At 70.2% G+C, this 23664-nt stretch carries 22 protein-coding genes; 12 read left to right on the forward strand and 10 right to left on the reverse strand.

What is annotated here, in order from left to right; translation table 11 throughout:
* Nucleotide 1 precedes the first annotated feature (1 nt).
* A complete protein-coding gene (gene pgi / locus AC0KTA_RS29385; RefSeq protein ID WP_481051229.1) occupies nucleotides 2–1654 on the forward strand; it encodes a glucose-6-phosphate isomerase in 1653 nt (550 codons plus the stop codon).
* Between the two features lie 82 nt (nucleotides 1655–1736).
* Here pgi and pgl read toward each other — a convergent pair whose 3' ends face one another.
* The 5 genes from pgl to tkt are packed head-to-tail and all read right to left on the reverse strand — an operon-like array spanning nucleotide 1737 to nucleotide 8468.
* Nucleotides 1737–2537: a 6-phosphogluconolactonase gene (pgl, locus tag AC0KTA_RS29390; protein ID WP_481051230.1), complete on the reverse strand. Its 801-nt coding sequence runs from the start codon at nucleotides 2535–2537 to the stop codon at nucleotides 1737–1739.
* Entirely contained in the window at nucleotides 2534–3703 is a 1170-nt protein-coding gene (gene opcA / locus AC0KTA_RS29395) for a glucose-6-phosphate dehydrogenase assembly protein OpcA (RefSeq protein ID WP_481051231.1), read from the reverse strand. The genes pgl and opcA overlap by 4 nt, the downstream gene beginning before the upstream one ends.
* Nucleotides 3700–5223 (reverse strand): glucose-6-phosphate dehydrogenase, encoded by a 1524-nt coding sequence (gene zwf, locus AC0KTA_RS29400; protein WP_481051232.1) that lies wholly within the window; start codon nucleotides 5221–5223, stop codon nucleotides 3700–3702. Before zwf ends, opcA begins: the two co-directional genes overlap by 4 nt.
* Before the next feature lie 4 nt (nucleotides 5224–5227).
* Nucleotides 5228–6346: a transaldolase gene (gene tal, locus AC0KTA_RS29405; protein WP_481051233.1), complete on the reverse strand. Its 1119-nt coding sequence runs from the start codon at nucleotides 6344–6346 to the stop codon at nucleotides 5228–5230.
* A gap of 34 nt (nucleotides 6347–6380) precedes the next feature.
* Nucleotides 6381–8468 carry a transketolase gene (gene tkt, locus AC0KTA_RS29410; protein WP_481051234.1) on the reverse strand — a complete coding sequence of 696 codons (2088 nt, stop codon included), beginning with the start codon at nucleotides 8466–8468 and terminating at the stop codon, nucleotides 6381–6383.
* A gap of 369 nt (nucleotides 8469–8837) precedes the next feature.
* On the opposite strand from tkt, the gene AC0KTA_RS29415 reads away from it, so the two are divergent.
* Nucleotides 8838–9791, forward strand: coding sequence for a heme o synthase (locus AC0KTA_RS29415; RefSeq protein ID WP_481051235.1), 954 nt, complete (start codon nucleotides 8838–8840; stop codon nucleotides 9789–9791).
* 85 nt (nucleotides 9792–9876) lie between these two features.
* Here the strand turns inward: AC0KTA_RS29415 and AC0KTA_RS29420 are convergent, their stop codons facing one another.
* Nucleotides 9877–11076, reverse strand: coding sequence for an AMP-binding protein (locus tag AC0KTA_RS29420; RefSeq protein ID WP_481051236.1), 1200 nt, complete (start codon nucleotides 11074–11076; stop codon nucleotides 9877–9879).
* 125 nt (nucleotides 11077–11201) lie between these two features.
* On the opposite strand from AC0KTA_RS29420, the gene AC0KTA_RS29425 reads away from it, so the two are divergent.
* Both AC0KTA_RS29425 and AC0KTA_RS29430 read left to right on the forward strand, forming a co-directional pair.
* A complete protein-coding gene (locus AC0KTA_RS29425) occupies nucleotides 11202–11621 on the forward strand; it encodes a hypothetical protein (RefSeq protein ID WP_481051237.1) in 420 nt (139 codons plus the stop codon).
* Nucleotides 11622–11721: 100 nt separating this feature from the next.
* The gene (locus AC0KTA_RS29430) at nucleotides 11722–12810 is read left to right on the forward strand and encodes an amidohydrolase family protein (RefSeq protein WP_481051238.1); all 1089 of its coding nucleotides are present in this window, start codon (nucleotides 11722–11724) and stop codon (nucleotides 12808–12810) included.
* An 88-nt stretch (nucleotides 12811–12898) separates the two neighbouring features.
* Here the strand turns inward: AC0KTA_RS29430 and AC0KTA_RS29435 are convergent, their stop codons facing one another.
* From AC0KTA_RS29435 to AC0KTA_RS29450, 4 genes are all read right to left on the reverse strand, one after another.
* Complete coding sequence (locus AC0KTA_RS29435) at nucleotides 12899–13921, reverse strand: COX15/CtaA family protein (protein WP_481051239.1); 1023 nt, start codon at nucleotides 13919–13921, stop codon at nucleotides 12899–12901.
* Nucleotides 13922–14009: 88 nt separating this feature from the next.
* The gene (locus tag AC0KTA_RS29440; RefSeq protein WP_481056606.1) at nucleotides 14010–14726 is read right to left on the reverse strand and encodes an ABC transporter permease; all 717 of its coding nucleotides are present in this window, start codon (nucleotides 14724–14726) and stop codon (nucleotides 14010–14012) included.
* Between the two features lie 193 nt (nucleotides 14727–14919).
* Nucleotides 14920–15846 carry an ABC transporter ATP-binding protein gene (locus AC0KTA_RS29445; RefSeq protein WP_481051240.1) on the reverse strand — a complete coding sequence of 309 codons (927 nt, stop codon included), beginning with the start codon at nucleotides 15844–15846 and terminating at the stop codon, nucleotides 14920–14922.
* Nucleotides 15847–15965: 119 nt separating this feature from the next.
* Nucleotides 15966–16769, reverse strand: coding sequence for an AAC(3) family N-acetyltransferase (locus AC0KTA_RS29450; RefSeq protein WP_481051241.1), 804 nt, complete (start codon nucleotides 16767–16769; stop codon nucleotides 15966–15968).
* A gap of 161 nt (nucleotides 16770–16930) precedes the next feature.
* Here AC0KTA_RS29450 and AC0KTA_RS29455 point away from each other — a divergent pair, with 161 nt between their 5' ends.
* The 8 genes from AC0KTA_RS29455 to AC0KTA_RS29490 all read left to right on the forward strand — a co-directional run bounded on the left by AC0KTA_RS29455 (nucleotide 16931) and on the right by AC0KTA_RS29490 (nucleotide 23522).
* Complete coding sequence (locus AC0KTA_RS29455; RefSeq protein WP_481051242.1) at nucleotides 16931–17677, forward strand: helix-turn-helix transcriptional regulator; 747 nt, start codon at nucleotides 16931–16933, stop codon at nucleotides 17675–17677.
* Nucleotides 17674–19095: a Fe-S cluster assembly protein SufB gene (gene sufB, locus AC0KTA_RS29460; protein ID WP_016642176.1), complete on the forward strand. Its 1422-nt coding sequence runs from the start codon at nucleotides 17674–17676 to the stop codon at nucleotides 19093–19095. The genes AC0KTA_RS29455 and sufB overlap by 4 nt, the downstream gene beginning before the upstream one ends.
* A gap of 61 nt (nucleotides 19096–19156) precedes the next feature.
* On the forward strand, nucleotides 19157–20338 hold the full coding sequence (sufD, locus tag AC0KTA_RS29465) for a Fe-S cluster assembly protein SufD (RefSeq protein ID WP_481051243.1): 1182 nt from the start codon (nucleotides 19157–19159) through the stop codon (nucleotides 20336–20338).
* Nucleotides 20338–20655, forward strand: coding sequence for a non-heme iron oxygenase ferredoxin subunit (locus AC0KTA_RS29470; protein ID WP_481051244.1), 318 nt, complete (start codon nucleotides 20338–20340; stop codon nucleotides 20653–20655). Before sufD ends, AC0KTA_RS29470 begins: the two co-directional genes overlap by 1 nt.
* A gap of 7 nt (nucleotides 20656–20662) precedes the next feature.
* Nucleotides 20663–21427, forward strand: a complete 765-nt coding sequence (sufC, locus tag AC0KTA_RS29475; protein WP_189732430.1) for a Fe-S cluster assembly ATPase SufC — start codon at nucleotides 20663–20665, stop codon at nucleotides 21425–21427.
* Complete coding sequence (locus AC0KTA_RS29480) at nucleotides 21424–22692, forward strand: cysteine desulfurase (RefSeq protein WP_481051245.1); 1269 nt, start codon at nucleotides 21424–21426, stop codon at nucleotides 22690–22692. The genes sufC and AC0KTA_RS29480 overlap by 4 nt, the downstream gene beginning before the upstream one ends.
* 15 nt (nucleotides 22693–22707) lie before the next feature.
* Nucleotides 22708–23187 (forward strand): Fe-S cluster assembly sulfur transfer protein SufU, encoded by a 480-nt coding sequence (gene sufU / locus AC0KTA_RS29485; RefSeq protein WP_189732428.1) that lies wholly within the window; start codon nucleotides 22708–22710, stop codon nucleotides 23185–23187.
* Nucleotides 23184–23522: a metal-sulfur cluster assembly factor gene (locus AC0KTA_RS29490; protein WP_030358830.1), complete on the forward strand. Its 339-nt coding sequence runs from the start codon at nucleotides 23184–23186 to the stop codon at nucleotides 23520–23522. Before sufU ends, AC0KTA_RS29490 begins: the two co-directional genes overlap by 4 nt.
* The last annotated feature ends 142 nt before the right edge of the window (nucleotides 23523–23664 follow it).

A 23664-nucleotide genomic window follows, 5' to 3' on the forward strand; every position in this document is an offset into this window, starting at 1 on the left:
GATGAACGCAGAAGGCCGCACCAAGCTGACTCAGACGGCCGAATGGACGGCGCTGGCCAAGCACAAGGAGCAGCTCGGGGAGGTGCGGCTGCGGGAGCTGTTCGACGCTGATCCTGCGCGCGGCACCGGGTACACCCTCCAGGTCGGCGACCTGCACATCGACTACTCCAAGCACCTGGTGACCGACGAGACCCTCGCGCTGCTGCGGGACCTCGCGGCGGCGACGGACGTCTTCGGCCTGCGTGACGCCATGTTCCGCGGCGAGAAGATCAACACCACCGAGGGCCGCGCGGTCCTGCACACCGCGCTGCGCGCGCCGGCGGGCGCGGTCGTCGAGGTCGACGGCGAGAACGTGGTGCCGGGCGTGCACGCCGTCCTCGACAAGATGTCCGCCTTCGCCGACAAGATCCGCTCCGGCGAGTGGACCGGCCACACCGGCAAGCGCATCAAGAACGTCGTCAACGTCGGCATCGGCGGCTCCGACCTCGGCCCGGCCATGGCGTACGAGGCGCTGCGCTCGTTCACCGACCGCGACCTGACCGTCCGCTTCGTGTCGAACGTGGACGGCGCCGACCTGCACGAGGCGATCCGGGACCTGGACGCGGCGGAGACGCTGTTCGTCATCGCCTCGAAGACGTTCACGACGATCGAGACGATCACGAACGCCACATCCGCGCGGAACTGGCTGCTGACCGAGCTGCGGGCCGACGAGAGCGCGGTCGCCAAGCACTTCGTGGCGCTGTCGACGAACACGGAGAAGGTCGCCGACTTCGGCATCGACACGGCCAACATGTTCGAGTTCTGGGACTGGGTCGGCGGCCGCTACTCGTACGACTCGGCGATCGGCCTCTCCCTGATGATCGCCATCGGGCCGGACCGCTTCCGCGAGATGCTCGCCGGTTTCCACCTCGTCGACGAGCACTTCCGCACCGCGCCCGCCGAGTCGAACGTGCCGCTGCTGCTCGGCCTGCTCGGCGTCTGGTACGGCAACTTCCACGACGCGCAGTCGCACGCGGTCCTGCCGTACTCCCACTACCTGTCCAAGTTCACCGCGTATCTCCAGCAGCTGGACATGGAGTCCAACGGCAAGTCCGTGGACCGTGACGGCGACGGGGTGGAGTGGCAGACCGGTCCGGTGGTGTGGGGCACGCCGGGCACGAACGGGCAGCACGCGTACTACCAGCTCATTCACCAGGGCACGAAGCTCATCCCGGCGGACTTCATCGGCTTCGCCGAGCCGGTCGGCGACCTGCGGCCCGGCCTGGTCGCGCAGCACGACCTGCTGATGGCCAACTTCTTCGCGCAGACGCAGGCGCTGGCCTTCGGCAAGACGCCCGAGGAGGTCCGCGCGGAGGGCGTGCCCGAGGAGCTCGTGCCGCACAAGACGTTCCAGGGCAACCACCCGACGACGACGATCCTCGCGAGCGAGCTCACCCCGTCGGTCCTGGGCCAGCTCATCGCTCTCTACGAACACAAGGTGTTCGTCCAGGGCGCCATCTGGAACATCGACTCCTTCGACCAGTGGGGCGTCGAGCTCGGCAAGGTCCTCGCCAAGCGCGTCGAGCCCGCCCTGACGGAGGGCGCGGACGTGCCGGGCCTGGACCCGTCGACGACGGCCCTGGTCGCCAAGTACCGGGAGCTGCGCGGGCGTTGACACGCCGACGGCCCGGTACGCCGTGCGGCGTACCGGGCCGTCGTATGAGGAAGCGTGCACCGCAGTGCCCCGGTGCGAAGCCTCAGGGCGACGCCGGTGGGTACAGATCCCGCGGCAACTGCGAGGCCGCCGCCGCGTCCAGGAGCCACAGCGTGCGCGAGCGGCCGTACGCGCCCGCAGCCGGAGCCTGGATCTCGCCCGCGCCGGACAGGGCCATCGCCGCGGCGTTCGCCTTGTCCTCGCCCGCCGCGAGCAGCCACACCTCGCGGGCCGACCGGATCGCCGGCAGCGTCAGGGAGATGCGCGTGGGCGGCGGCTTGGGTGCGCCGTGCACGCCGACGACCGTGCGCTCCGTCTCCCGCACGGCGGGCGACTCCGGGAACAGCGAGGCCACATGCGTGTCCGGGCCGACGCCCAGCATCAGGACGTCGAACGCGGGCACGGGGCCATGGTCTTCGGGACCGGCCGCCGTGGCCAGCTCCGCCGCGTACGCCTCCGCCGCCGCGTCCGCGCCGTCCGCGTCGGCCCCCTTCGCGTAGACGCCGTCGGACGCGGGCATCGGGTGCACCCGCGCCGGATCGAGCGGCACCGAGTCGAGCAGGGCCTCGCGGGCCTGCGTGTAGTTGCGCTCGGGGTCGCCCTCCGGCAGGAACCGTTCGTCGCCCCACCACAGGTCGAGCCGGGACCAGTCCACGGCGTCGCGCGCGGGCGCCGAACTGAGCGCCGCGAGCAGGCCGTTGCCGTTGCGGCCGCCCGTGAGGACCACGGAGGCGGAGCCGCGGGCCGTCTGGGCGTCGACGATCTTCGTGATCAGCCGGGCCGCGGCGGCCTGTGCCATCAGCTCCTTGTCGTGGTGGACGACGAGCTGCGGAGCCGCACTCACTTCGTGGTCGCCTTCTTGGCCGGGGCCTTCGCCGAGGCCTTCTTGGCGGCACCCGACTTGTCGGCGCCTTCCTTCGACGCCCCGTCGCCCTGCGAGCTCGAATCCCCCTGCGAACCCGAATCGCCCTGCGAGCCCGAGTCGCCCCGAGAGCCCGAGTCGCCCCGCAAAGCCCCGCCGTCCGCGGCGGAACCCGACGCCTCCGAAGAGCCGCCCGAGGACGCCCCCGCCCCGTGCACCACGGGCTCGCCCAGCCGGTCCACGCCGAACTTCAGCGCGGCCGCGTAGGTGTCGTCCGGGTCCAGGCGCCGCAGCTCCTCCGCGATCAGCTCGGACGTCTCACGGCGCTTGAGCGCGACCGCGCGGTCCGGCTGGCCCTGGATGGACAGCGTCGCGAGGGAGCCGTCGGCGCGGTCGAGCACGATCGGGCCGCAGTTGGTCTCCATGCGCACACCCGTCAGGCCGGGGCCCGGCGACAGCGTGCGCTTGACCGGCACGTCCAGGCGCTCCGCGAGCCACATCGCGAGCAGTTCGACGCTCGGGTTGAACTCCTCGCCCTCCACCTCGGCGGAGGTGACCTCGCACGCCACCTGGTCCAGGGCCGCGGCCAGCATCGAGCGCCACGGCGTGATGCGGGTCCAGGACAGGTCCGTGTCACCGGGGTGGTAGGCCTCGGCGCGCGCGGTGAGCTCGTGGATGGGCTGCTCGGCGGCGTACGTGTCCGTGACGCGGCGCTGGGCGAGCGCGCCCAACGGGTCCTGCGCCGGGTCCAGCGGCGCGTTGACCGGCCACCACGCGACGACCGGCGCGTCCGGCAGGAGCAGCGGCAGGACCACCGACTGGGCGTGGTTGAGCACCTCGCCGTAGAGGCGCAGGATGACCGTTTCTCCGGTGCCCGCGTCCGCGCCGACCCGGACCTCGGCGTCCAGGCGCGACGACGTGCGGTCACGCGGCGAGCGCGAGACCCGCTTGATGACGACCAGCGTGCGCGAGGGGTGCTCGCGGGAGGCCTCGCTCGCGGCCCTCAGCGCGTCGTAGGCGTTCTCCTCGTCGGTGACGATGACGAGGGTCAGCACCATGCCGACGGCAGGTGAGCCGATCGCGCGGCGGCCTTGTACGAGCGCCTTGTTGATCTTGCTGGCCGTGGTGTCCGTCAGGTCGATCTTCATGGCCGACGCCAGCTCCGTCCGTCTCGTGCGAGCATTTCGTCCGCCTCGACCGGGCCCCAGGTTCCGGCCAGGTACTGCGCGGGCTTGCCGTGCGTGTCCCAGTACTCCTCGATCGGGTCGAGGATGTTCCAGGACAGCTCGACCTCCTCCGTGCGCGGGAAGAGGTTGGCGTCGCCGAGCAGGACGTCCAGGATGAGGCGCTCGTACGCCTCGGGGCTGGACTCGGTGAAGGACTCGCCGTACGCGAAGTCCATCGACACGTCCCGGATCTCCATCGACGTGCCCGGCACCTTCGAGCCGAAGCGGACCGTGATGCCCTCGTCCGGCTGGACGCGGATGACGATCGCGTTCTGCCCGAGCTCCTCGGTGGCTGTGTGGTCGAAGGGGGAGTGGGGCGCGCGCTGGAAGACGACCGCGATCTCCGTGACGCGGCGGCCGAGGCGCTTGCCGGTGCGCAGGTAGAACGGGACGCCCGCCCAGCGGCGGTTGTCCACCTGCAGCTTGATGGCGGCGTAGGTGTCGGTCGTCGACTTGGGGTCGATGCCGTCTTCCTGGAGATAGCCGACGGCCTTCTCGCCGCCCTGCCAGCCCGCTGCGTACTGCCCGCGCACGGTGTCCTTGCCGAGGTCCTTGGGCAGCTTCACCGCGCCGAGGACCTTCGCCTTCTCGGCCACCAGCGCGTTCGCGTCGAAGGACGCGGGCTCCTCCATGGCGGTCAGCGCCATCAGCTGGAGGAGGTGGTTCTGGATGACGTCGCGTGCGGCGCCGATGCCGTCGTAGTACCCGGCGCGGCCGCCGATGCCGATGTCCTCGGCCATCGTGATCTGCACGTGGTCGACGTACGAGCGGTTCCAGATCGGCTCGAACATCTGGTTGGCGAAGCGCAGCGCCAGGATGTTCTGGACGGTCTCCTTGCCGAGGTAGTGGTCGATCCGGAACACCTGGTCCGGGGCGAACACCTCGTGCACGATCGCGTTCAGTTCCTTGGCGGACTTCAGGTCGTGGCCGAACGGCTTCTCGATGACCGCGCGGCGCCAGGAACCCTCGGGCGCGTCCGCCAGCTCGTGCTTCTTGAGCTGCTGGACGACCTGCGGGAAGAACTTCGGGGGCACCGAGAGGTAGAAGGCGAAGTTGCCGCCCGTGCCCTGCGCCTTGTCGAGGTCCTGGATCGTCGCCTTCAACTGCTCGAAGGCGTCGTCGTCGTCGAAGTTGCCCTGGACGAAGCGCATGCCCTGGATGAGCTGCTGCCAGACCTCCTCGCGGAAGGGCGTGCGCGCGTGCTGCTTGACCGCGTCGTGCACCTCCTGCGCGAAGTCCTCGTCCTGCCACTCGCGGCGGGCGAAACCGATGAGCGAGAAGCCCGGCGGCAGCAGACCCCGGTTGGCGAGGTCATAGACAGCAGGCATCAGCTTTTTACGGGACAAATCGCCCGTGACGCCAAAGATGACGAGGCCCGACGGCCCCGCGATACGCGGGAGCCGTCGGTCCGCGGCGTCACGCAGCGGATTGCTGCTCGACAAGGTTTCAGCCCTCCGAGGGGGCGAGGCGCTTGAGCTCGGCCTCGGTCGACTTGAGCAGGTCGTTCCAGGACGAGGCGAACTTCTCGACGCCCTCGTCCTCCAGGAGCTGCACGACCTCGTCGTAGGAGATCCCGAGCTTCTCGACGGCCTCGATCTCGGCACGCGACTGGTCGTACGTCCCGGCGATGGTGTTGCCGGTGACCTGGCCGTGGTCGGCGGTGGCCTCGAGCGTGGCCTCCGGCATGGTGTTCACCGTGCCCGGGGCGACCAGGTCGTCGACGTACAGCGTGTCCTTGTACGCCTTGTCCTTGACGCCCGTCGACGCCCACAGCGGACGCTGCTTGTTGGCGTTGGCCTTGTCCAGCGCCGCCCAGCGGTCCGAGGAGAAGACCTCCTCGAACGCCTCGTACGCGAGCCGGGCGTTGGCCAGAGCGGCCTTGCCGCGCGCCGCCTTGGCCTCGTCCGTGCCCAGCTTGTCGATGCGCTTGTCGATCTCGGTGTCCACGCGGGACACGAAGAACGACGCCACCGAGTGGATCTTGGACAGGTCCAGGCCCGCGGCCTTCGCCTTCTCCAGGCCCGCGAGGTAGGCGTCCATGACCTCGCGGTAGCGCTCCAGGGAGAAGATCAGCGTCACGTTCACGCTGATGCCCCGGCCGATGACCTCGGTGATCGCCGGCAGTCCCGCCTTCGTCGCCGGGATCTTGATGAGCGTGTTCGGCCGGTCCACCAGCCACGCCAGCTGCTTGGCCTCGGCGACCGTCGCCTTGGTGTTGTGCGCCAGGCGCGGGTCGACCTCGATCGACACCCGGCCGTCCTGGCCCCCGGTCGCGTCGAACACCGGCCGCAGGATGTCGGCGGCGTCACGGACGTCCGCCGTCGTGATCATGCGGATCGCCTCTTCGACGGTGACCTTGCGCGCGGCGAGGTCCTCGAGCTGCTGCTCGTACCCGTCGCCGGACGAGATCGCCTTCTGGAAGATCGACGGGTTGGTGGTGACGCCCACGACGTGCTGCTCGTCGATCAGCTCGGCGAGGTTGCCGGACGTGATCCGCTTGCGCGACAGGTCGTCCAGCCAGATCGCGACGCCTTCGTCGGAGAGGCGCTTGAGTGCGTCTGTCATGGAATTACATCTCCTACTTGGTCGTATATGGGCGTCAGCGCTGAGCGGCTGCGATCGATTCCCGGGCCGCCGCGGCCACCGCGTCGGCAGTGAAGCCGAACTCGCGGAAGAGGACCTTGCCGTCCGCCGAAGCGCCGAAGTGCTCCAGCGAAACGATGCGGCCCGCGTCCCCGACGAAGCGGTGCCAGGTCAGACCGATGCCGGCCTCGACCGCCACCCGTGCCTTGACCGACGGCGGCAGCACCGAGTCCCGGTACCCCTGCTCCTGCTCCTCGAACCACTCCACCGAAGGCATCGAGACAACACGCGTCGGCACGCCCGCCGCCTGCAGCTGCTCGCGCGCCTCCACGGCGAGCTGCACCTCGGAACCGGTGCCGATGAGGACGACCTCGGGCTTGCCGCCGTCGGCTTCGAACAGGACGTAACCGCCCTTGGCCGTGTCCTCGTTGGGCTCGTACGTCGGCACGCCCTGACGGGTCAGCGCCAGGCCGTGCGGGGCGCCCTTGCCGAACTCCTTCGTCCAGCGCCTGAGGATCTCGCGCCAGGCGATGGCGGTCTCGTTCGCGTCGGCCGGGCGGACCACGTTCAGGCCCGGGATGGCGCGCAGCGAGGCCAGGTGCTCCACCGGCTGGTGCGTCGGGCCGTCCTCGCCGAGGCCCACGGAGTCGTGCGTCCACACATACGTCACCGGCAGGTGCATCAGCGCGGACAGGCGCACGGCGTTGCGCATGTAGTCCGAGAACACCAGGAAGGTGCCGCCGAAGATGCGGGTGTTGCCGTGCAGCGCGATGCCGTTCATCTCCGCGGCCATGGAGTGCTCACGGATGCCGTAGTGGATCGTGCGGCCGTACGGGTGCGCCTCCGGCAGCGGGTTGCCCGCCGGCAGGAACGACGACGTCTTGTCGATCGTGGTGTTGTTCGAGCCCGCGAGGTCGGCGGAGCCGCCCCACAGCTCGGGGATCACCGCGCCGAGCGCCTGCAGGACCTTGCCGGACGCGGCACGCGTCGCGACGCCCTTGCCCGCCTCGAAGACCGGGAGCTTCTCCTCCCAGCCCGCGGGCAGCTCGCCCGCGGCGATCCGGTCGAACTCCGCGGCGCGCTCGACCTCCTTGGTGCGCCAGGCGGCGAAACCCTTCTCCCACGTCGCCTTGGCCTCACGGCCCCGGTCCAGTGCCTCACGGGTGTGCGCGAGGACCTCGTCGGACACCTCGAAGGACTGCTCCGGGTCGAAGCCGAGGACACGCTTGGTGGCCGCGACCTCCTCGTCGCCGAGCGCCGAGCCGTGCGCGGCCTCGGTGTTCTGCGCGTGCGGGGCGGGCCAGGCGATGATCGAGCGCATCGCGATGAACGACGGCCGGTCCGTGACGGCCTTGGCCTCCTGGATCGCCGCGTACAGCGCGGCCGGGTCCAGGTCGCCGTTCCCCTTCGGCTCCACGCGCTGCACGTGCCAGCCGTAGGCCTCGTACCGCTTCATGGTGTCTTCGGAGATCGCGGTCTCCGTGTCGCCCTCGATCGAGATGTGGTTGTCGTCCCACAGCAGGATCAGATTGCCGAGCTTCTGGTGCCCGGCCAGCGAGGACGCCTCGGCGGAGATGCCCTCCTGGAGGCAGCCGTCGCCGGCGATCGCGTAGATGTGGTGGTCGAACGGCGACTCGCCGGCCGCGGTGTCCGGGTCGAACAGACCGCGCTCGTAGCGCGCGGCCATCGCCATGCCCACGGCGTTCGCGACGCCCTGGCCGAGCGGGCCCGTCGTCGTCTCCACGCCCACCGTGTGGCCGTACTCCGGGTGGCCCGGAGTCTTCGAGCCCCACGTGCGGAAGGCCTTCAGGTCGTCGAGCTCAAGGCCGAAACCGGCCAGATAGAGCTGGATGTAGAGCGTGAGGGACGAGTGTCCTGCGGACAGTACGAAACGGTCGCGGCCGGTCCAGTCGGCGTCCGCCGGGTCGTGCCGCATCACCTTCTGGAAAAGGGTGTACGCGGCGGGCGCGAGGCTCATGGCCGTACCCGGATGGCCGTTGCCGACCTTCTGTACGGAATCCATGGCCAAGACGCGGACGGTGTCGACAGCCCGCTGGTCCAGATCGGTCCACTCGAGGTCTGTGGTGGTCGGCTTGATGCTCACCCTGGGTCAGGGCTCCTCTCCACATGTCGAATGCCGGCGGCGTATGAATCGCACCGGCCGCTGACGAGCCTACCGCTGTGGGAACGTGCATTTTTTCGAGTGATTCCAGACTGCAGGGGCCCGTCGCGATCCGCCTCCCGAAAGGGCCCTGCCTCGTTCACCATGTGAAAACGGGACTGCTCATTTGGTCACCTCGTACACCGGCATCCACCGCTTTCGAACACCGCTCATCCGGCCCCTCAACACGAACCCACCCCCGCGAAGGGCGAGGTATGGGCAACGTCTACAGTGGCGTGGTACGCGCGAGCCTTTACCGGATCTTCATGTCCGAACGTCCGACGCAGGGCTTGCTGGGAGTCTCTGTCAGGGGTGTGCGTGACGGCCGTTGAATCCCGTCCAGCGGGGGTAATCGGGGCGAGCCAGAACCCGAGCAACCGGCCGTTCGGGGCCCGAGTCAAGGCGTTCGTGGCGCTGACCAAGCCGCGGATCATCGAGCTGCTGCTGATCACCACCGTTCCGGTGATGTTCCTCGCCGAGCAGGGGGTGCCCAACCTCAAGCTGGTGCTTCTCACCTGCGTGGGCGGCTACCTCTCCGCGGGCGGCGCCAACGCCCTCAACATGTACATCGACCGCGACATCGACGCGCTCATGGAGCGCACCTCGCAGCGGCCGCTCGTCACCGGCATGGTCAGCCCCCGTGAATGCCTCGTCTTCGGCATCGCGCTCGCGGTCGTCTCCACGCTGCTTTTCGGCCTCGCCGTCAACTGGCTGTCCGCCTGGCTGTCGCTCGGGGCGCTGCTCTTCTACGTGATCGTCTACACGATGATCCTCAAGCGCCGCACCTCCCAGAACATCGTCTGGGGCGGCATCGCCGGGTGTCTGCCCGTCCTCATCGGCTGGTCGTCCGTCACCAACTCGATGTCGTGGGCGCCGATCATCCTCTTCCTGGTCATGTTCTTCTGGACGCCGCCGCACTACTGGCCGCTGTCCATGCGGGTCAAGGAGGACTACGCGCGCGTGGGCGTGCCGATGCTCCCGGTGATCGCCTCCAACAAGGTCGTCGCCCGGCAGATCGTCCTCTACAGCTGGGTCATGGTCGCCGTCTCGCTGCTGCTCCAGCCCCTCGGCTACACCGGCTGGTTCTACACCGTGGTCGCCCTGGCCACCGGCGGCTGGTGGCTGTGGGAGGCGCACGGGCTGCAGAACCGCGCGAAGGCCGAGGTGACCGGCGGCAAGCTCAAGGAGATGCGGCTCTTCCACTGGTCCATCACCTATGTCTCGCTGCTGTTTGTGGCGGTGGCTGTGGACCCCTTCCTTCGCTGAGTGCTTCGCTGGACTGCGATGAATCCCCTGCGGGTCGGTGGGGGCTGGTCGCGCAGTTCCCCGCGCCCCTTATGGGGCGCGGACTTCACCAAGGCAGTACGTGCAGGTGGCCGTCGTCGTCGGACGTCGCGGGCCACCCCGTGCGGAACCAGCCGTCGCGCGGCGCGGCAGCCGTGGCCTCCTTCGCGTCGGCGTATCCCTCGAACAGCAGCGGCCCGCGCACGTACAGCTCGCCGTCCGCCACCCGTACCTCGGTGCCGGGCGCGGGCAGTCCGCAGCTGTCCGGCCGGTGGCGTGCGTCCGCGTGGTCCAGGACGGCGACGTCACCCGTCTCGGGCGAGGTGAGGAAGGCACGCACCCGGGCGTGCGGGGTCGCGGTGCGGATGTCCTCCAGGAGCTCGGGGGCGGCGGGCGTGCCGGTCGCCTCGACGTCCGCGAAGCGCAGCGGGGCCAGCTGGTGCGGCGCCGTGTCCAGGACTTCCTGCCAGGTCTCGGGCGTGCACACCAGGCGCTCCGCGCGGTGCCCCCGCACGGCCGCGCAGATCGCCACCGGGTCCGGCTGCTCCAGGAGCACCGCGGTGCCCCGGGCCTGCCACTGCCGCAGCAGGGCGGCCCACGTGGACCACTGCCCCGGCGGAAATCCGCAGACCAGCACGGTGCACGGCTCCGGCCGGCAGCCGGGGTGGGTGCGCAGCACGCACACCCGGTGGGAGAGGACGATGCCTCGGGCACCGCGCGAAGCGGCGAAGACGATCACGCAGGGGTCGGCCTCGTCCGGCGACTCGGCGAGGGCCGTCTCCTTCTCCTCCAGCCGTGGTTCGTCCTCCTCCAGCCGTGGTTCGTCGTCCGCTTCCGGGAGCGCGGCATGCCCTTCCGGGAGCACGAATTGATCTTCCGGGAGTACGAGATGACGCACCGCCGCAGCCCGCGCCGCCTGCGCCCCCGCCTCCCCACGAGCCGCGTCGGTCAGGAGCAGGCGGGGCCCGGCCGCGCGCACGACCTCCGTCACCCGCGCCTCCCCGGCGCCGGGGTCGACCGGCACGAACACCGCCCCGGCCCGCGCGGCCCCCGCGAACAAGCCCGCCGCATCCAGGGACGCCCCCGCCAGGCACACCACGCGGTCGCCGCCCCGCACGCCGTGGGCGGCCAGGAACCGGGCGGCCCGGTCGGCCGCCGCGTCCAGCTCGGCGAAGGTGAGCTCGCGCTCGCCGAGCACCGCGGCCGTACGGTGCGGGACGGCGCGGGCGGCGGACCGGAAGACCTCGCCGAGCAGCAGACCGGGCATGCCTCCTGGTCCTACCACGGGGCGGCGCGGGGCGGAACGGCCCCGCGAGCCGCGGGCGAACCGTGGCCGAGACCACGTCACCCGGGCGTCGCCGAACGATCTACCCGTCGGTAGCATCCTGTGCCATGGCAGACACGGAGCAGGTGACGGAGCAGGGCGGCCCCGGCGCGGACGGCGGCGCGGGCGGCGCGGACACGGCGTCCTCGGACGCGGCGGCCAAGGCGGCCAAGGAGGCCGCCCGAGCCGAGCGCACGGCCGCCAAGCTGGCCAAGCACATCACCGCGTTCGCGCGGGCGCACGGCGGCGCGGAGGGACAGGTCGCGTACCTCGGCGAACGGGGCGCGCGCATTGTCCTCGTCGGCGACGACGGCGGCTGGGGCGACCTGGTCGCGCCGAGCCACGCGATCGCGACGAACGCCGTGGAGAAGGCCGGAATCACCGTCCACGAGGACTTCGACGGTGACTTCGCGGCCAAGGTGAAGACCGGACCGTACGAATGGACGCGCATGGCGGGCATCCAGATCGGCGGCCCGACGGGCGGCTGAGACACGCGCGGGGCGGGCACGGAGTGACACGGTGAGCAACACCTGACACCGGGGTCACCCGTTAGGACCGTAGGAACACGGTCCACGCAGGGGAGCCAGGATGATCGAAACGCCGTCCCTGGTCGACCAGCACTGCCACGGAGTCCTGCGTACGGAGCTGGGACTCGGCACCTTCGAGGCCCACCTCGGCCGGGGCGAGGGCCCGCCCGCCCCCGGCACCACCTTCTTCGACACCCAGACCGGCTTCGCCGTCCGCCGCTGGTGCCCGCCGCTGCTCGGCCTCGAACCGCACTGCCCGCCCGCCCGCTATCTCGCGCGCCGCCGTGAGCTGGGGGTGCTCGAGGCCGGGCGACGGCTGCTGCGGGGCAGCGGGATCACGACGTACCTCGTCGACACCGGGCTGCCGGGCGATCTCACCGGGCCCGGCGAACTGGCGACGACCGGCGCCGCCGAGGCCCACGAGATCGTCCGCCTCGAATTACTGGCCGAGCAGGTCGCCGACACCTCCGGCACCGTCGACTCCTTCCTCGCCAATCTCGCCGAGTCCGTGCACGGCGCCGCGAACGGGGCCGTCGCCTTCACGTCGGTCGCCGGGGTGCGCAGGCACCGCGCGCTCGCGGCCGAACCGCCGGGGCCCGGGGAGGTGCGCGGCGCGGCGGGGCGCTGGCTCGCCGGGCGGCAGGTGGGCGGCGAGCTCGCGGACCCGGTGCTGCTGCGGCACCTGCTGTGGATCGCCGTCGCCTCCGGCCTGCCCCTGCAACTGCACACCGGCGCCGCCGACCCGCAGCGCTCCTTCGGCGACTTCGCCCGGGCCACGGCCGGGCTCGGCACCGACCTCGTGCTGCTGCACGGCTATCCGCACCACCGCGCCGCGGCCCACCTCGCGGGCGTCTTCCCGCATGTGTACGCCGACTTGGGCCCCGCGCTCGTACGGACCGGGGCGCGGGCGGCCGCCGTCCTCGCGGAGATCCTGGAACTCGCGCCGTTCGGCAAGCTGCTGTTCTCCAGCGGCGCGCAGGGGCTGCCCGAACTGCACGTGGTGGGGGCGCACTTGTTCCGGGAGGCGCTCGGGCGGGTGCTCGGCACGTGGGTGGCCGAGGGGGCGTGGTCGCTGGCGGACGCGCAGCGGGTGGCGGGGCTGATCGCGGCGGGGAACGCGCGGCGGGTCTATGGGCTGGTGGACGACTGACGGTTGGACGGCCGGGCTGCGGTTCTGGCGGCCGGTCTGCGGGTCTGGACGGTCAGTCCGTGGTTCTGGACGGCCAGTCCGTGGTGCGTCAGACCGACGACAGCTGGGAGTCGTCCACCTGCGTGGGTACGTCCGCCTTGGGCTGCGGCCGCTCGCGCAGGGAAAGCAGCACCCTCAGCACCCCGATCCACACCAGGCACGAGCCGAGCATGTGCGCGGCCACCAGGGCCTCCGGCAGGTCGGTGAAGTACTGGACGTAGCCGATGGCACCCTGCGCCAGCAGGATCAGGAACAGGTCCCGGGTGCGGGCCAGCGGGCCGCGCGGGGCGTCGACCGCCTTCAGGACGAACCACAGCGCGAACGTCAGCGTCACCACGACCCACGCCAGGACGGCGTGCACCTTGGTGACGCCCTCCCAGTCCAGGCCCACCGCACCGACGTTCATGCGCGGTACGTCGCTGGAGTCGCCCGCGTGCGGCCCCGCGCCGGTCACGACCGTGCCGACCGCGATGAGCAGCACGGTGACGCCGGTGAGGACCCACACCAACTGGGCGACGGCCCTGCCGACGAGCGGGCGCGGTTCCGCGTCGCCCTCCCGGGTGCGCTGCCACATCGCCGTGGCGACCGCGATCAGGGCGGTGGAGAGCAGGAAGTGCGCCGCGACGGTGTACGGGTTGAGGCCGACGAGCACGACGATGCCGCCGAGCACCGCGTTGCCCATGACCAGCCAGAACTGGGCCCAGCCGTAGCGGGTCAGGCTTCGCCGCCACGGCTTCTGCGAGCGTACGGCGATGATGGCCCAGCCGACGGCGGCACAGAGCACGTACGTCAGCATGCGGTTGCCGAACTCGACGACTCCGTGGAAGCCCATCTCGCTGGTCGCGGTGAGGGACTCGTCGGTGCACTTGGGCCAGGTCGGGCAGCCGAGGCCGGAGCCGGTGAGGCGGACGGCGCCGCCGGTGACCACGATGACGCACGTCATCACGAGCGAGGCCAGCACCGCGCGCTGGACGGTCCGTTCGGTCGGAGTCCAGCGTTCCGCGATGAAGGCGAGCGGATTGCGTGCTGCTTGAGCCACGTCGGCCCGGGTCACGTTTGGCACGCGCCCCATCGTAGGGGTGCGCTTGTGCACGGCTTCACGAGGGGGACGTATCCGGTGCTTCTGTGACGCCCGTTACTACTCTCAGCGGAACTGGTTGCTACTCCCAGCGGAAGAACCGCGCCGCCGCGCCGAGCCCAACGACCGCCCACACCGCCAGGATTCCGAGGTCCCCCCACGGCATCGACGCGCCGTCCTGAAGGACGTCCCGCAGGCCGTCCGAGAGCGCCGAGATCGGCAGCAGCCCGAGCGCGGTCTCGACTCCGCCGGGGAACTTGTCGAGCGGCACGATGACACCGCCGCCGACCAGCAGGAGCAGGAAGACCAGGTTGGCGGCGGCCAGCGTCGCCTCCGCCTTGAGGGTGCCGGCCATCAGCAGGCCGAGCCCGGAGAAGGCGGCCGTACCGAGCACGAGGAGCAGCAGGACGGCGAGCGGGTTGCCGTCCGGCGACCAGCCGAGCGCGAAGGCGATCGCCGTGAGCAGCACGATCTGGAGCACCTCGGTGACGAGCACCGACAGCGTCTTGGCGGCCATCAGGCCCCAGCGCGGCAGCGGCGACGCGGCGAGCCGCTTGAGCACGCCGTACCGCCGCTCGAAGCCCGTCGCGATGGCCTGCCCGGTGAAGGCCGTCGACATGACGGCGAGGGCGAGGATGCCCGGGGCGAGGAAGTCGACCGCCTTGCCGTCGCCCGTGTCGACGATGTCGACCGCGCTGAACAGGACGAGCAGGAGCGTGGGGATGACGACGGTGAGCAGCAGCTGTTCGCCGTTGCGCAGCAGCATCTTCGTCTCGAGCGCGGCCTGCGCGGCGATCATGCGGGGGAGCGGGGCGGCACCCGGCTTGGGCGTGTACGTGCCCGGAGTGCCCGATGCATTCGACGTACTCGACGTAGAACTCGATGTGTCGGTGGTGCTGGTCACGACCGCAGCTCCTTACCCGTGAGCTCCAAGCTGTGTTTTCCCGGGGGACGACCCCCGGACCCCCGGCCGAAAGACGGGTGGGCCTGCGTCATGAGCGCAACTCCTTGCCGGTGAGCTCCAGAAACACGTCTTCCAAGGTGTGGCGTTCGACCGAGATCCGGTCCGGCATGACGCCGTGCTGGGCGCACCAGGAGGTGACGGTGGCGAGCAGCTGGGGGTCGACGGTGCCGCTGACGCGGTAGGCGCCGGGGGTGAGTTCGGCGGCGGCGGAGTCCGTGGGCAGGGCCTTGAGGAGGGAGCCGACGTCGAGGCCGGGGCGGCCGGTGAAGCGCAGGGTGTTCTCGGCGCCGCCGCGGCACAGTGCCTCGGGGCTGCCCTGGGCGATGACCTTGCCGGCGTCGATGATGGCGACGTCGTCGGCGAGTTCTTCGGCCTCGTCCATGTGGTGCGTGGTGAGGATCACGGAGACGCCGTCGCGGCGCAGGTCGCGGACGAGGCTCCAGGTGGCCCGGCGGGCCTGCGGGTCGAGGCCGGCGGTCGGCTCGTCGAGGAAGACCAGTTCGGGCCGGCCGACGACGGCCATGGCCAGCGCGAGGCGCTGCTGCTGGCCGCCGGAGAGGCGGCGGTAGGTGGTCCGGCCGCAGGAGCCGAGGCCCAGGCGTTCGATGAGGGCGTCCACGTCGAGGGGGTGCGCGTGCAGCTTCGCGACGTGCCGGAGCATCTCGTCGGCGCGGGCGCCGGAGTAGACGCCGCCGGACTGGAGCATCACGCCGATGCGGGGCCGCAGCGCGGCGGCCTGCCGGACCGGGTCGAGGCCGAGGACGCGGACCTCCCCGGCGTCCGGCCTGCGATAGCCCTCGCAGGTCTCGATGGTGGTGGTCTTGCCAGCGCCGTTGGGGCCGAGGACGGCTGTGACGGCGGCCGCGCGGACTTCCAGGTCGAGGCCGTCCACCGCGGTCTTTGTCCCGTACCGCTTGACCAGACCCATGGCCTGGACGACGGACTCATTTCCCATGCCGGGAAGTCTAGAGAGGGTTCCGGGGCCTGTGGCCAGGGGGCCCTTGGCCCTCGTCCGGCCCGATGCGTCCGGCCCTCGTCCGGCCCGATGCGGCTGGCCTCGTCCGGCCCGATGCGTCAGCCCGTACGGGGCCGACGCTCCGCCAGCCACCCCTGCGCGTACGCCACCGCCTCCGCCAGCGGGAACAGGCGTGCCGTCGCCGCCCCGACCCTGCCGCGCGCCACCGGCCGCTCCCGCTCGAAGTCCGCGCCCAGCTCGTCGAAGCGGTCGTCGGTAATGGAGGGCTCGCGCACCGTCATCCAGCGGCGGCCCTCGTCCGTCATGACGGCGAAGGAGTTCTCGGCGAGCAGCGCCGGAACGCGGTACTCCGCCAGATGGAAGGCCGTGCAGGAGTCGAAGCCCGCGCCGAGGAGCAGCACCCGCGCCCCTGCCTGTTCGAGCCGGGCCAGCGGGCTGTGCTCGCCGAGCCGGCAGTCGAGCGCGTGGCCGTCCATGAGGGCGCCCGCGCGGGGGCCGACGGCCGCGAAGGAGGTCTGCGGGTGGGCGCTGCGGACGGCGCCCGGCCAGGTGCGCACGGTCTCGGGGACGACGCCGACGCCGCGGGTGCGGGCGGTGCGCGGGTCGTACGCGGGCATCGAGGCGCGGATGGCGGGCCACCAGGCGGCCGGAACGGGCGGGTTCTCCCAGCCGGCCGGATCGGAGTTGTCGCCGGACTGCGCGGGCACCACGAGGGTCCCCTCGTCACCCAGACAGTCGAACAGGGCCAGAACGACCGCTTCGGCGCCGCCGCTGACCCAGCCGAGGGAGCTGAGGGACGCATGCACGAGGAGGGTGTCACCGGTGCGAATGCCGAGGGTGCGCAATTCCTCCGCGAGGGAGTCGCGGGTACACAAAGGGCCGGTGGGAGGGGGTGTCGGCATGGTCAGGGAGTCTCCCGGAGGGGTCGGGAACGCGCCACCGAATTGATCGATCGATGATCGTTTCCGCAGGTCAGCTTAGGTTTGCCTAAGTGATGCACGGCACCGAACAGTGATCCGGACGCGGCTTGTCAGGCTCTGAGGAATTACGCAACAATGGCGTTGTGAAAAACGTCGGCGAGGCTCGGGAGACCCCCACGGGGGCCGCCCCGCAGGAAGAGCTCGCGACCGGGGAGCGGTCCACGCGCAACCGGGTCGCGCGATCCATCCTGGACCACGGCCCGTCCACCGTGGCGGACCTGGCGGGCAGGCTCGGCCTGACCCAGGCCGCCGTCCGCCGCCACCTGGACACCCTCGTGCACGAGAACGTGGTCGAGGGCCGCGAGAAGCGGGTCTACGGCGCCCGGACCCGAGGCCGCCCGGCCAAGGTCTTCGCCCTGACGGACTGCGGCCGCGACGCCTTCGACCAGTCCTACGACAAGCTCGCGGCCGACGCCATGCGCTGGATCGAGCAGACGCACGGCGAGGCCGCGGTCGCCGAATTCGCCCGCGCCCGCATCGCCGAGCAGGCCAAGGCCTACCGCGCGGCGATGGAGGCGGCGCCCCCGGAGCAGCGCACCGACGCCCTGGCGAAGGCGTTGACCGCCGACGGGTACGCTGCTACGGCGCGCAGCGCGCCGGTGGGCGAGCAGCTCTGCCAGCACCACTGCCCGGTCGCCCACGTCGCGGAGCAGTATCCGCAGCTGTGCGAGGCGGAGACGGAGATCTTCTCCGCGCTGCTCGGGACGCACGTCCAGCGCCTGGCCACCATCGCCCACGGGGACGGCGTCTGCACGACGTACATCCCCAAGGCGACCACACAGACCACCGACAACACTTCAGCAAGCACGGCCGGGAGGAACCCCGCATGACTCTCCCCACGGAGACTGCCCACCCCGAACTCGAGGGCCTGGGTAAGTACGAATACGGCTGGGCCGACTCCGACACGGCCGGTGCCTCTGCCAAGCGCGGCATCGACGAGGACGTCGTCCGGGACATCTCCGCGAAGAAGAACGAGCCGGAGTGGATGACCAAGCTCCGTCTCAAGGGCCTGCGCCTGTTCGAGAAGAAGCCCATGCCGAACTGGGGCTCGGACCTCTCGGGCATCGACTTCGACAACATCAAGTACTTCGTGCGCTCCACGGAGAAGCAGGCGGAGTCCTGGGAGGACCTGCCCGAGGACATCAAGAACACGTACGACAAGCTCGGCATCCCCGAGGCGGAGAAGCAGCGCCTCGTCGCCGGTGTCGCCGCGCAGTACGAGTCCGAGGTCGTCTACCACCAGATCCGCGAGGACCTGGAGGAGCAGGGCGTCATCTTCCTGGACACCGACACGGCCCTGAAGGAGCACCCGGAGCTCTTCAAGGAGTACTTCGGCACGGTCATCCCGGTCGGCGACAACAAGTTCGCTTCGCTGAACTCCGCCGTATGGTCCGGCGGCTCGTTCATCTACGTGCCGAAGGGCGTGCACGTCGAGATCCCGCTCCAGGCCTACTTCCGCATCAACACGGAGAACATGGGCCAGTTCGAGCGGACGCTGATCATCGTCGACGAGGACGCCTACGTCCACTACGTCGAGGGCTGCACGGCGCCGATCTACAAGTCGGACTCCCTGCACTCCGCGGTGGTCGAGATCATCGTCAAGAAGGGCGCCCGCTGCCGCTACACGACCATCCAGAACTGGTCGAACAACGTCTACAACCTGGTCACCAAGCGCGCCGTGGCGTACGAGGGCGCGACCATGGAGTGGATCGACGGCAACATCGGCTCCAAGGTGACGATGAAGTACCCCGCCGTCTACCTGATGGGTGAGCACGCCAAGGGCGAGACCCTGTCCATCGCCTTCGCCGGCGAGGGCCAGCACCAGGACGCCGGCTCCAAGATGGTCCACATGGCGCCGAACACCTCGTCCAACATCGTGTCGAAGTCGGTGGCGCGTGGCGGTGGCCGTACCTCCTACCGCGGCCTGGTCGAGATCGGCGAGGGCGCGGCCGGATCGAAGTCGAACGTGCTCTGTGACGCGCTGCTCGTCGACACCATCTCCCGCTCCGACACGTATCCGTACGTGGACGTCCGCGAGGACGACGTCTCCATGGGGCACGAGGCGACCGTCTCCAAGGTCTCCGAGGACCAGCTCTTCTACCTGATGAGCCGCGGCCTCACCGAGTTCGAGGCGATGGCGATGATCGTGCGCGGCTTCGTCGAGCCCATCGCGAAGGAGCTGCCCATGGAGTACGCCCTCGAGCTCAACCGGCTGATCGAGCTGCAGATGGAAGGCGCGGTCGGTTAGGACCCGCCCTCCGAAGCAGTCGCCAGATTTCTTGACGTAGGAAGAGAGCAGACCGACAGCCATGGCTGAGGCTCAGAACATCCCCGTGGGCTCGACCACCGCGGGCCAGATCGCGGTGGCCGCCGAGTCGACCGTCGCCACGCGCATGAGCGCGCCCCCGTCCTTCGACGTGGCGGACTTCCCGGTCCCGCACGGCCGCGAGGAGGAGTGGCGGTTCACGCCGCTGGAGCGGCTGCGCGGGCTGCACGACGGCACCGCGGTCGCCACCGGCGACGGCGTGCGGATCGACATCGAGGCCCCCGAGGCCGTCGTCGTCGAGACCGTCGGCCGTGACGACGCGCGGCTCGGCAAGGCGGGCGTCCCCGTGGACCGCGTCGCCGCCCAGGCCTACTCCGCCTTCGAGAAGGCCGGTGTCGTCACCGTCCCCAAGGAGACGGTGCTCACCGAGCCGATCCGCATCGCCGTGCACGGCGAGGGCGGCGTCGCCTACGGCCACCAGATCATCGAGCTGGGCGCCTTCGCCGAGGCCGTCGTGGTCATCGACCACACCGGCGACGCGGTGCTCGCGGCCAACGTCGACTACATCCTGGGCGACGGCGCCAAGCTGACCGTCGTCTCCGTCCAGGACTGGGACGACAAGGCCGTGCACGTCGGCCAGCACAACGCGCTGATCGGCCGGGACGCCACCTTCAAGTCGTTCGTCGTCACCTTCGGCGGCGACCTCGTGCGCCTGCACCCCCGGGTGACGTACGCGGGCACCGGCGGCGAGGCCGAGCTCTTCGGCCTGTACTTCACGGACGCCGGCCAGCACCAGGAGCACCGCCTCCTCGTCGACCACAACGTCCCGCACTGCAAGTCCAACGCCGTCTACAAGGGCGCGCTGCAGGGCGACGACGCGCACGCCGTGTGGATCGGCGACGTCCTCATCGAGGCCAAGGCCGAGGGCACGGACACGTACGAGATGAACCGCAACCTCGTCCTCACGGACGGCGCCCGCGTGGACTCCGTACCGAACCTGGAGATCGAGACCGGCGAGATCGTCGGCGCCGGTCACGCCTCCGCCACCGGCCGCTTCGACGACGAGCAGCTCTTCTACCTGATGGCCCGCGGCATCCCCGCCGACGAGGCCCGCCGACTGGTGGTCCGCGGCTTCTTCGCCGAGCTGGTCCAGCAGATCGCGGTCGACGACATCGAAGAGCGGCTTCTCGTGAAGATCGACGAGGAGCTGGAGGCGTCAGTCTGATGACATTCGTACGCGCCTGCGGCCTGAGCGAGCTGGAGGAGGACACCCCGAAGCGGGTGGAACTCGACGGCACGCCGGTCTCGGTCGTCCACACCGAGGGCGAGGTGTTCGCGATCTACGACATCTGCTCGCACGCGAACGTCTCCCTCTCCGAGGGCGAGGTGGAGGACTGTCAGATCGAGTGCTGGCTGCACGGCTCCAGCTTCGACCTCCGCACCGGCAAGCCGTCCGGCCTTCCCGCGACGCGCCCCGTCCCCGTATACCCCGTAAAGATCGAAGGGGACGACGTGCTCGTCTCCCTCACCCAGGAGTCCTGAGGCACCCATGGCAACGCTTGAAATCCGCGACCTGCACGTGACCGTCGAGGTCGAGAACGGCACCAAGGAAATCCTCAAAGGTGTCGACCTGACCGTGAAGCAGGGCGAGACGCACGCCATCATGGGCCCGAACGGCTCCGGCAAGTCGACCCTCGCCTACTCCATCGCGGGCCACCCCAAGTACACGATCACGCAGGGCACCGTCACCCTCGACGGCGAGGACGTCCTCGAGATGGAGGTCGACGAGCGTGCCCGCGCGGGCATGTTCCTCGCCATGCAGTACCCCGTCGAGGTCCCCGGCGTCTCCGTCTCCAACTTCCTGCGCACGTCGGCGACGGCGATCCGCGGCGAGGCCCCCAAGCTGCGCACCTGGGTGAAGGAGGTCAAGGAGTCGATGGCCGCGCTCCACATGGACCAGGCCTTCGCCGAGCGCAACGTGAACGAGGGCTTCTCCGGCGGTGAGAAGAAGCGCCACGAGATCCTGCAGATGGAGCTCCTCAAGCCGAAGATCGCGATCCTCGACGAGACCGACTCCGGCCTGGACGTCGACGCCCTGCGCGTGGTCTCCGAGGGCGTCAACCGCGTCCGCGAGACGGGCGAGGTCGGCACGCTCCTGATCACGCACTACACGCGCATCCTGCGCTACATCAAGCCCGACTTCGTCCACGTCTTCGCGAACGGCCGGATCGCCGAGTCGGGTGGCCCCGAGCTCGCCGACAAGCTGGAGGCCGAGGGCTACGAGGCTTACACGAAGGGTGGCGTATCAGCGTGACTGTGGCCCACCAGGGGCTTACCGGCCTCCTCGACACCGAGGCGCTCCGCAAGGACTTCCCGATCCTGGAGCGCACGCTCCACGACGGCAAGAAGCTCGTCTACCTGGACAACGCGGCGACGTCCCAGACGCCGCGCCAGGTCATCGACGTGCTCAGCGAGTACTACGAGCAGCACAACGCCAACGTCCACCGCGGCGTGCACGTCCTCGCCGAGGAGGCCACCGCGCTCTACGAGGGCGCCCGTGACAAGGTCGCGGAGTTCATCAACGCGCCCAGCCGCGACGAGGTGATCTTCACCAAGAACGCCTCCGAGTCGCTGAACCTCGTGGCCAACATGCTCGGCTGGGCCGACGAGCCCTACCGCGTGGACCACGAGACCGAGATCGTCATCACGGAGATGGAGCACCACTCCAACATCGTGCCGTGGCAGCTGCTCTCGCAGCGCACGGGCGCGAAGCTGAAGTGGTTCGGCCTCACCGACGACGGCCGGCTCGACCTGTCCAACATCGACGAGGTCATCACGGAGAAGACGAAGATCGTCTCCTTCGTCCTGGTCTCCAACATCCTGGGCACGGTCAACCCGGTCGAGGCGATCGTGCGCCGCGCCCAGGAGGTCGGGGCCCTGGTCCTGATCGACGCCTCCCAGGCCGCGCCGCACATGCCGCTGGACGTGCAGGCCCTGCAGGCCGACTTCGTGGCCTTCACCGGCCACAAGATGTGCGGCCCGACGGGCATCGGCGTGCTGTGGGGCCGGCAGGAGCTCCTGGAGGACCTGCCGCCGTTCCTGGGCGGCGGCGAGATGATCGAGACGGTCTCGATGCACTCGTCGACGTACGCGCCCGCGCCGCACAAGTTCGAGGCGGGCACCCCGCCGGTCGCGCAGGCCGTCGGCCTGGGCGCCGCGGTGGACTACCTGACCTCGATCGGCATGGACAAGATCGCCCAGCACGAGCACGCGATCACCGAGTACGCGGTCAAGCGCCTCCTGGAGGTCCCCGACCTCAAGATCATCGGCCCGGCCACGGCCGAGGAGCGCGGCGCGGCGATCTCCTTCACGCTCGGCGACATCCACCCGCACGACGTGGGCCAGGTCCTCGACGAGCAGGGCATCGCGGTCCGGGTCGGCCACCACTGCGCCCGCCCCGTCTGCCTGCGGTACGGAATTCCCGCGACCACGCGAGCGTCGTTCTATCTGTACTCCACGCCCGGCGAGATCGACACACTCGTCGAGGGCCTGGAGCACGTACGGAACTTCTTCGGCTGAGGACGGGGCTGACTGGTGAAGCTGGACTCCATGTACCAGGACGTGATCCTGGACCACTACAAGCATCCGCACGGGCGCGGTCTGCGCGACGGCGATGCCGAGGTGCACCACGTCAACCCGACGTGCGGCGACGAGATCACGCTGCGCGTGAAGTACGACGGCTCGCGCATCGAGGACGTCAGCTATGAGGGCCAGGGCTGCTCCATCAGCCAGGCCAGCGCGTCCGTCCTGAACGAGCTGCTCGTCGGCAAGGACCTCGCCGAGGCGCAGAAGATCCAGGGTGTGTTTCTGGAGCTGATGCAGTCCAAGGGCAGGCTGGAGCCGGACGACGCGATGGAGGAGATCCTGGAGGACGCGGTCGCGTTCGCCGGGGTCTCGAAGTACCCCGCGCGCGTGAAGTGTGCTCTGCTGAGCTGGATGGCGTGGAAGGACGCGACGGCGCAGGCACTCGGCGCCGACGTCGAGGCCGAAGAGGCCGAAAGGAAGACGGCATGAGCGAGAACGAGACCCTGACGACGAAGCCGGCCTCGGAGGAAGAGGTCCGCGAGGCGCTGTACGACGTCGTCGACCCCGAGCTGGGTATCGACGTCGTCAACCTGGGCCTGATCTACGGCGTCCACATCGACGACGCCAACATCGCCACCATCGACATGACGCTCACGTCCGCGGCCTGCCCGCTGACCGACGTCATCGAGGACCAGGCAAAGTCCGCGACGGAGGGCATCGTCAACGAGCTCCGGATCAACTGGGTCTGGATGCCGCCGTGGGGCCCGGACAAGATCACGGACGACGGCCGCGAGCAGCTTCGGGCGCTGGGGTTCAACGTCTGATTTTTTCTGGCTCGGGAGCCCGCTGCGGGCTGCCTGAGGCAACCCATGAGGGTCCGCACCGGTCGGTGCGGGCCCTTTTTGCGTGCGCTCACCCACGTTGCACGCGCTCACCCACGACTATGTACACCTGTACGCATCGATG

The sequence above is a fragment of the Streptomyces sp. Y309 genome (assembly GCF_056712025.1).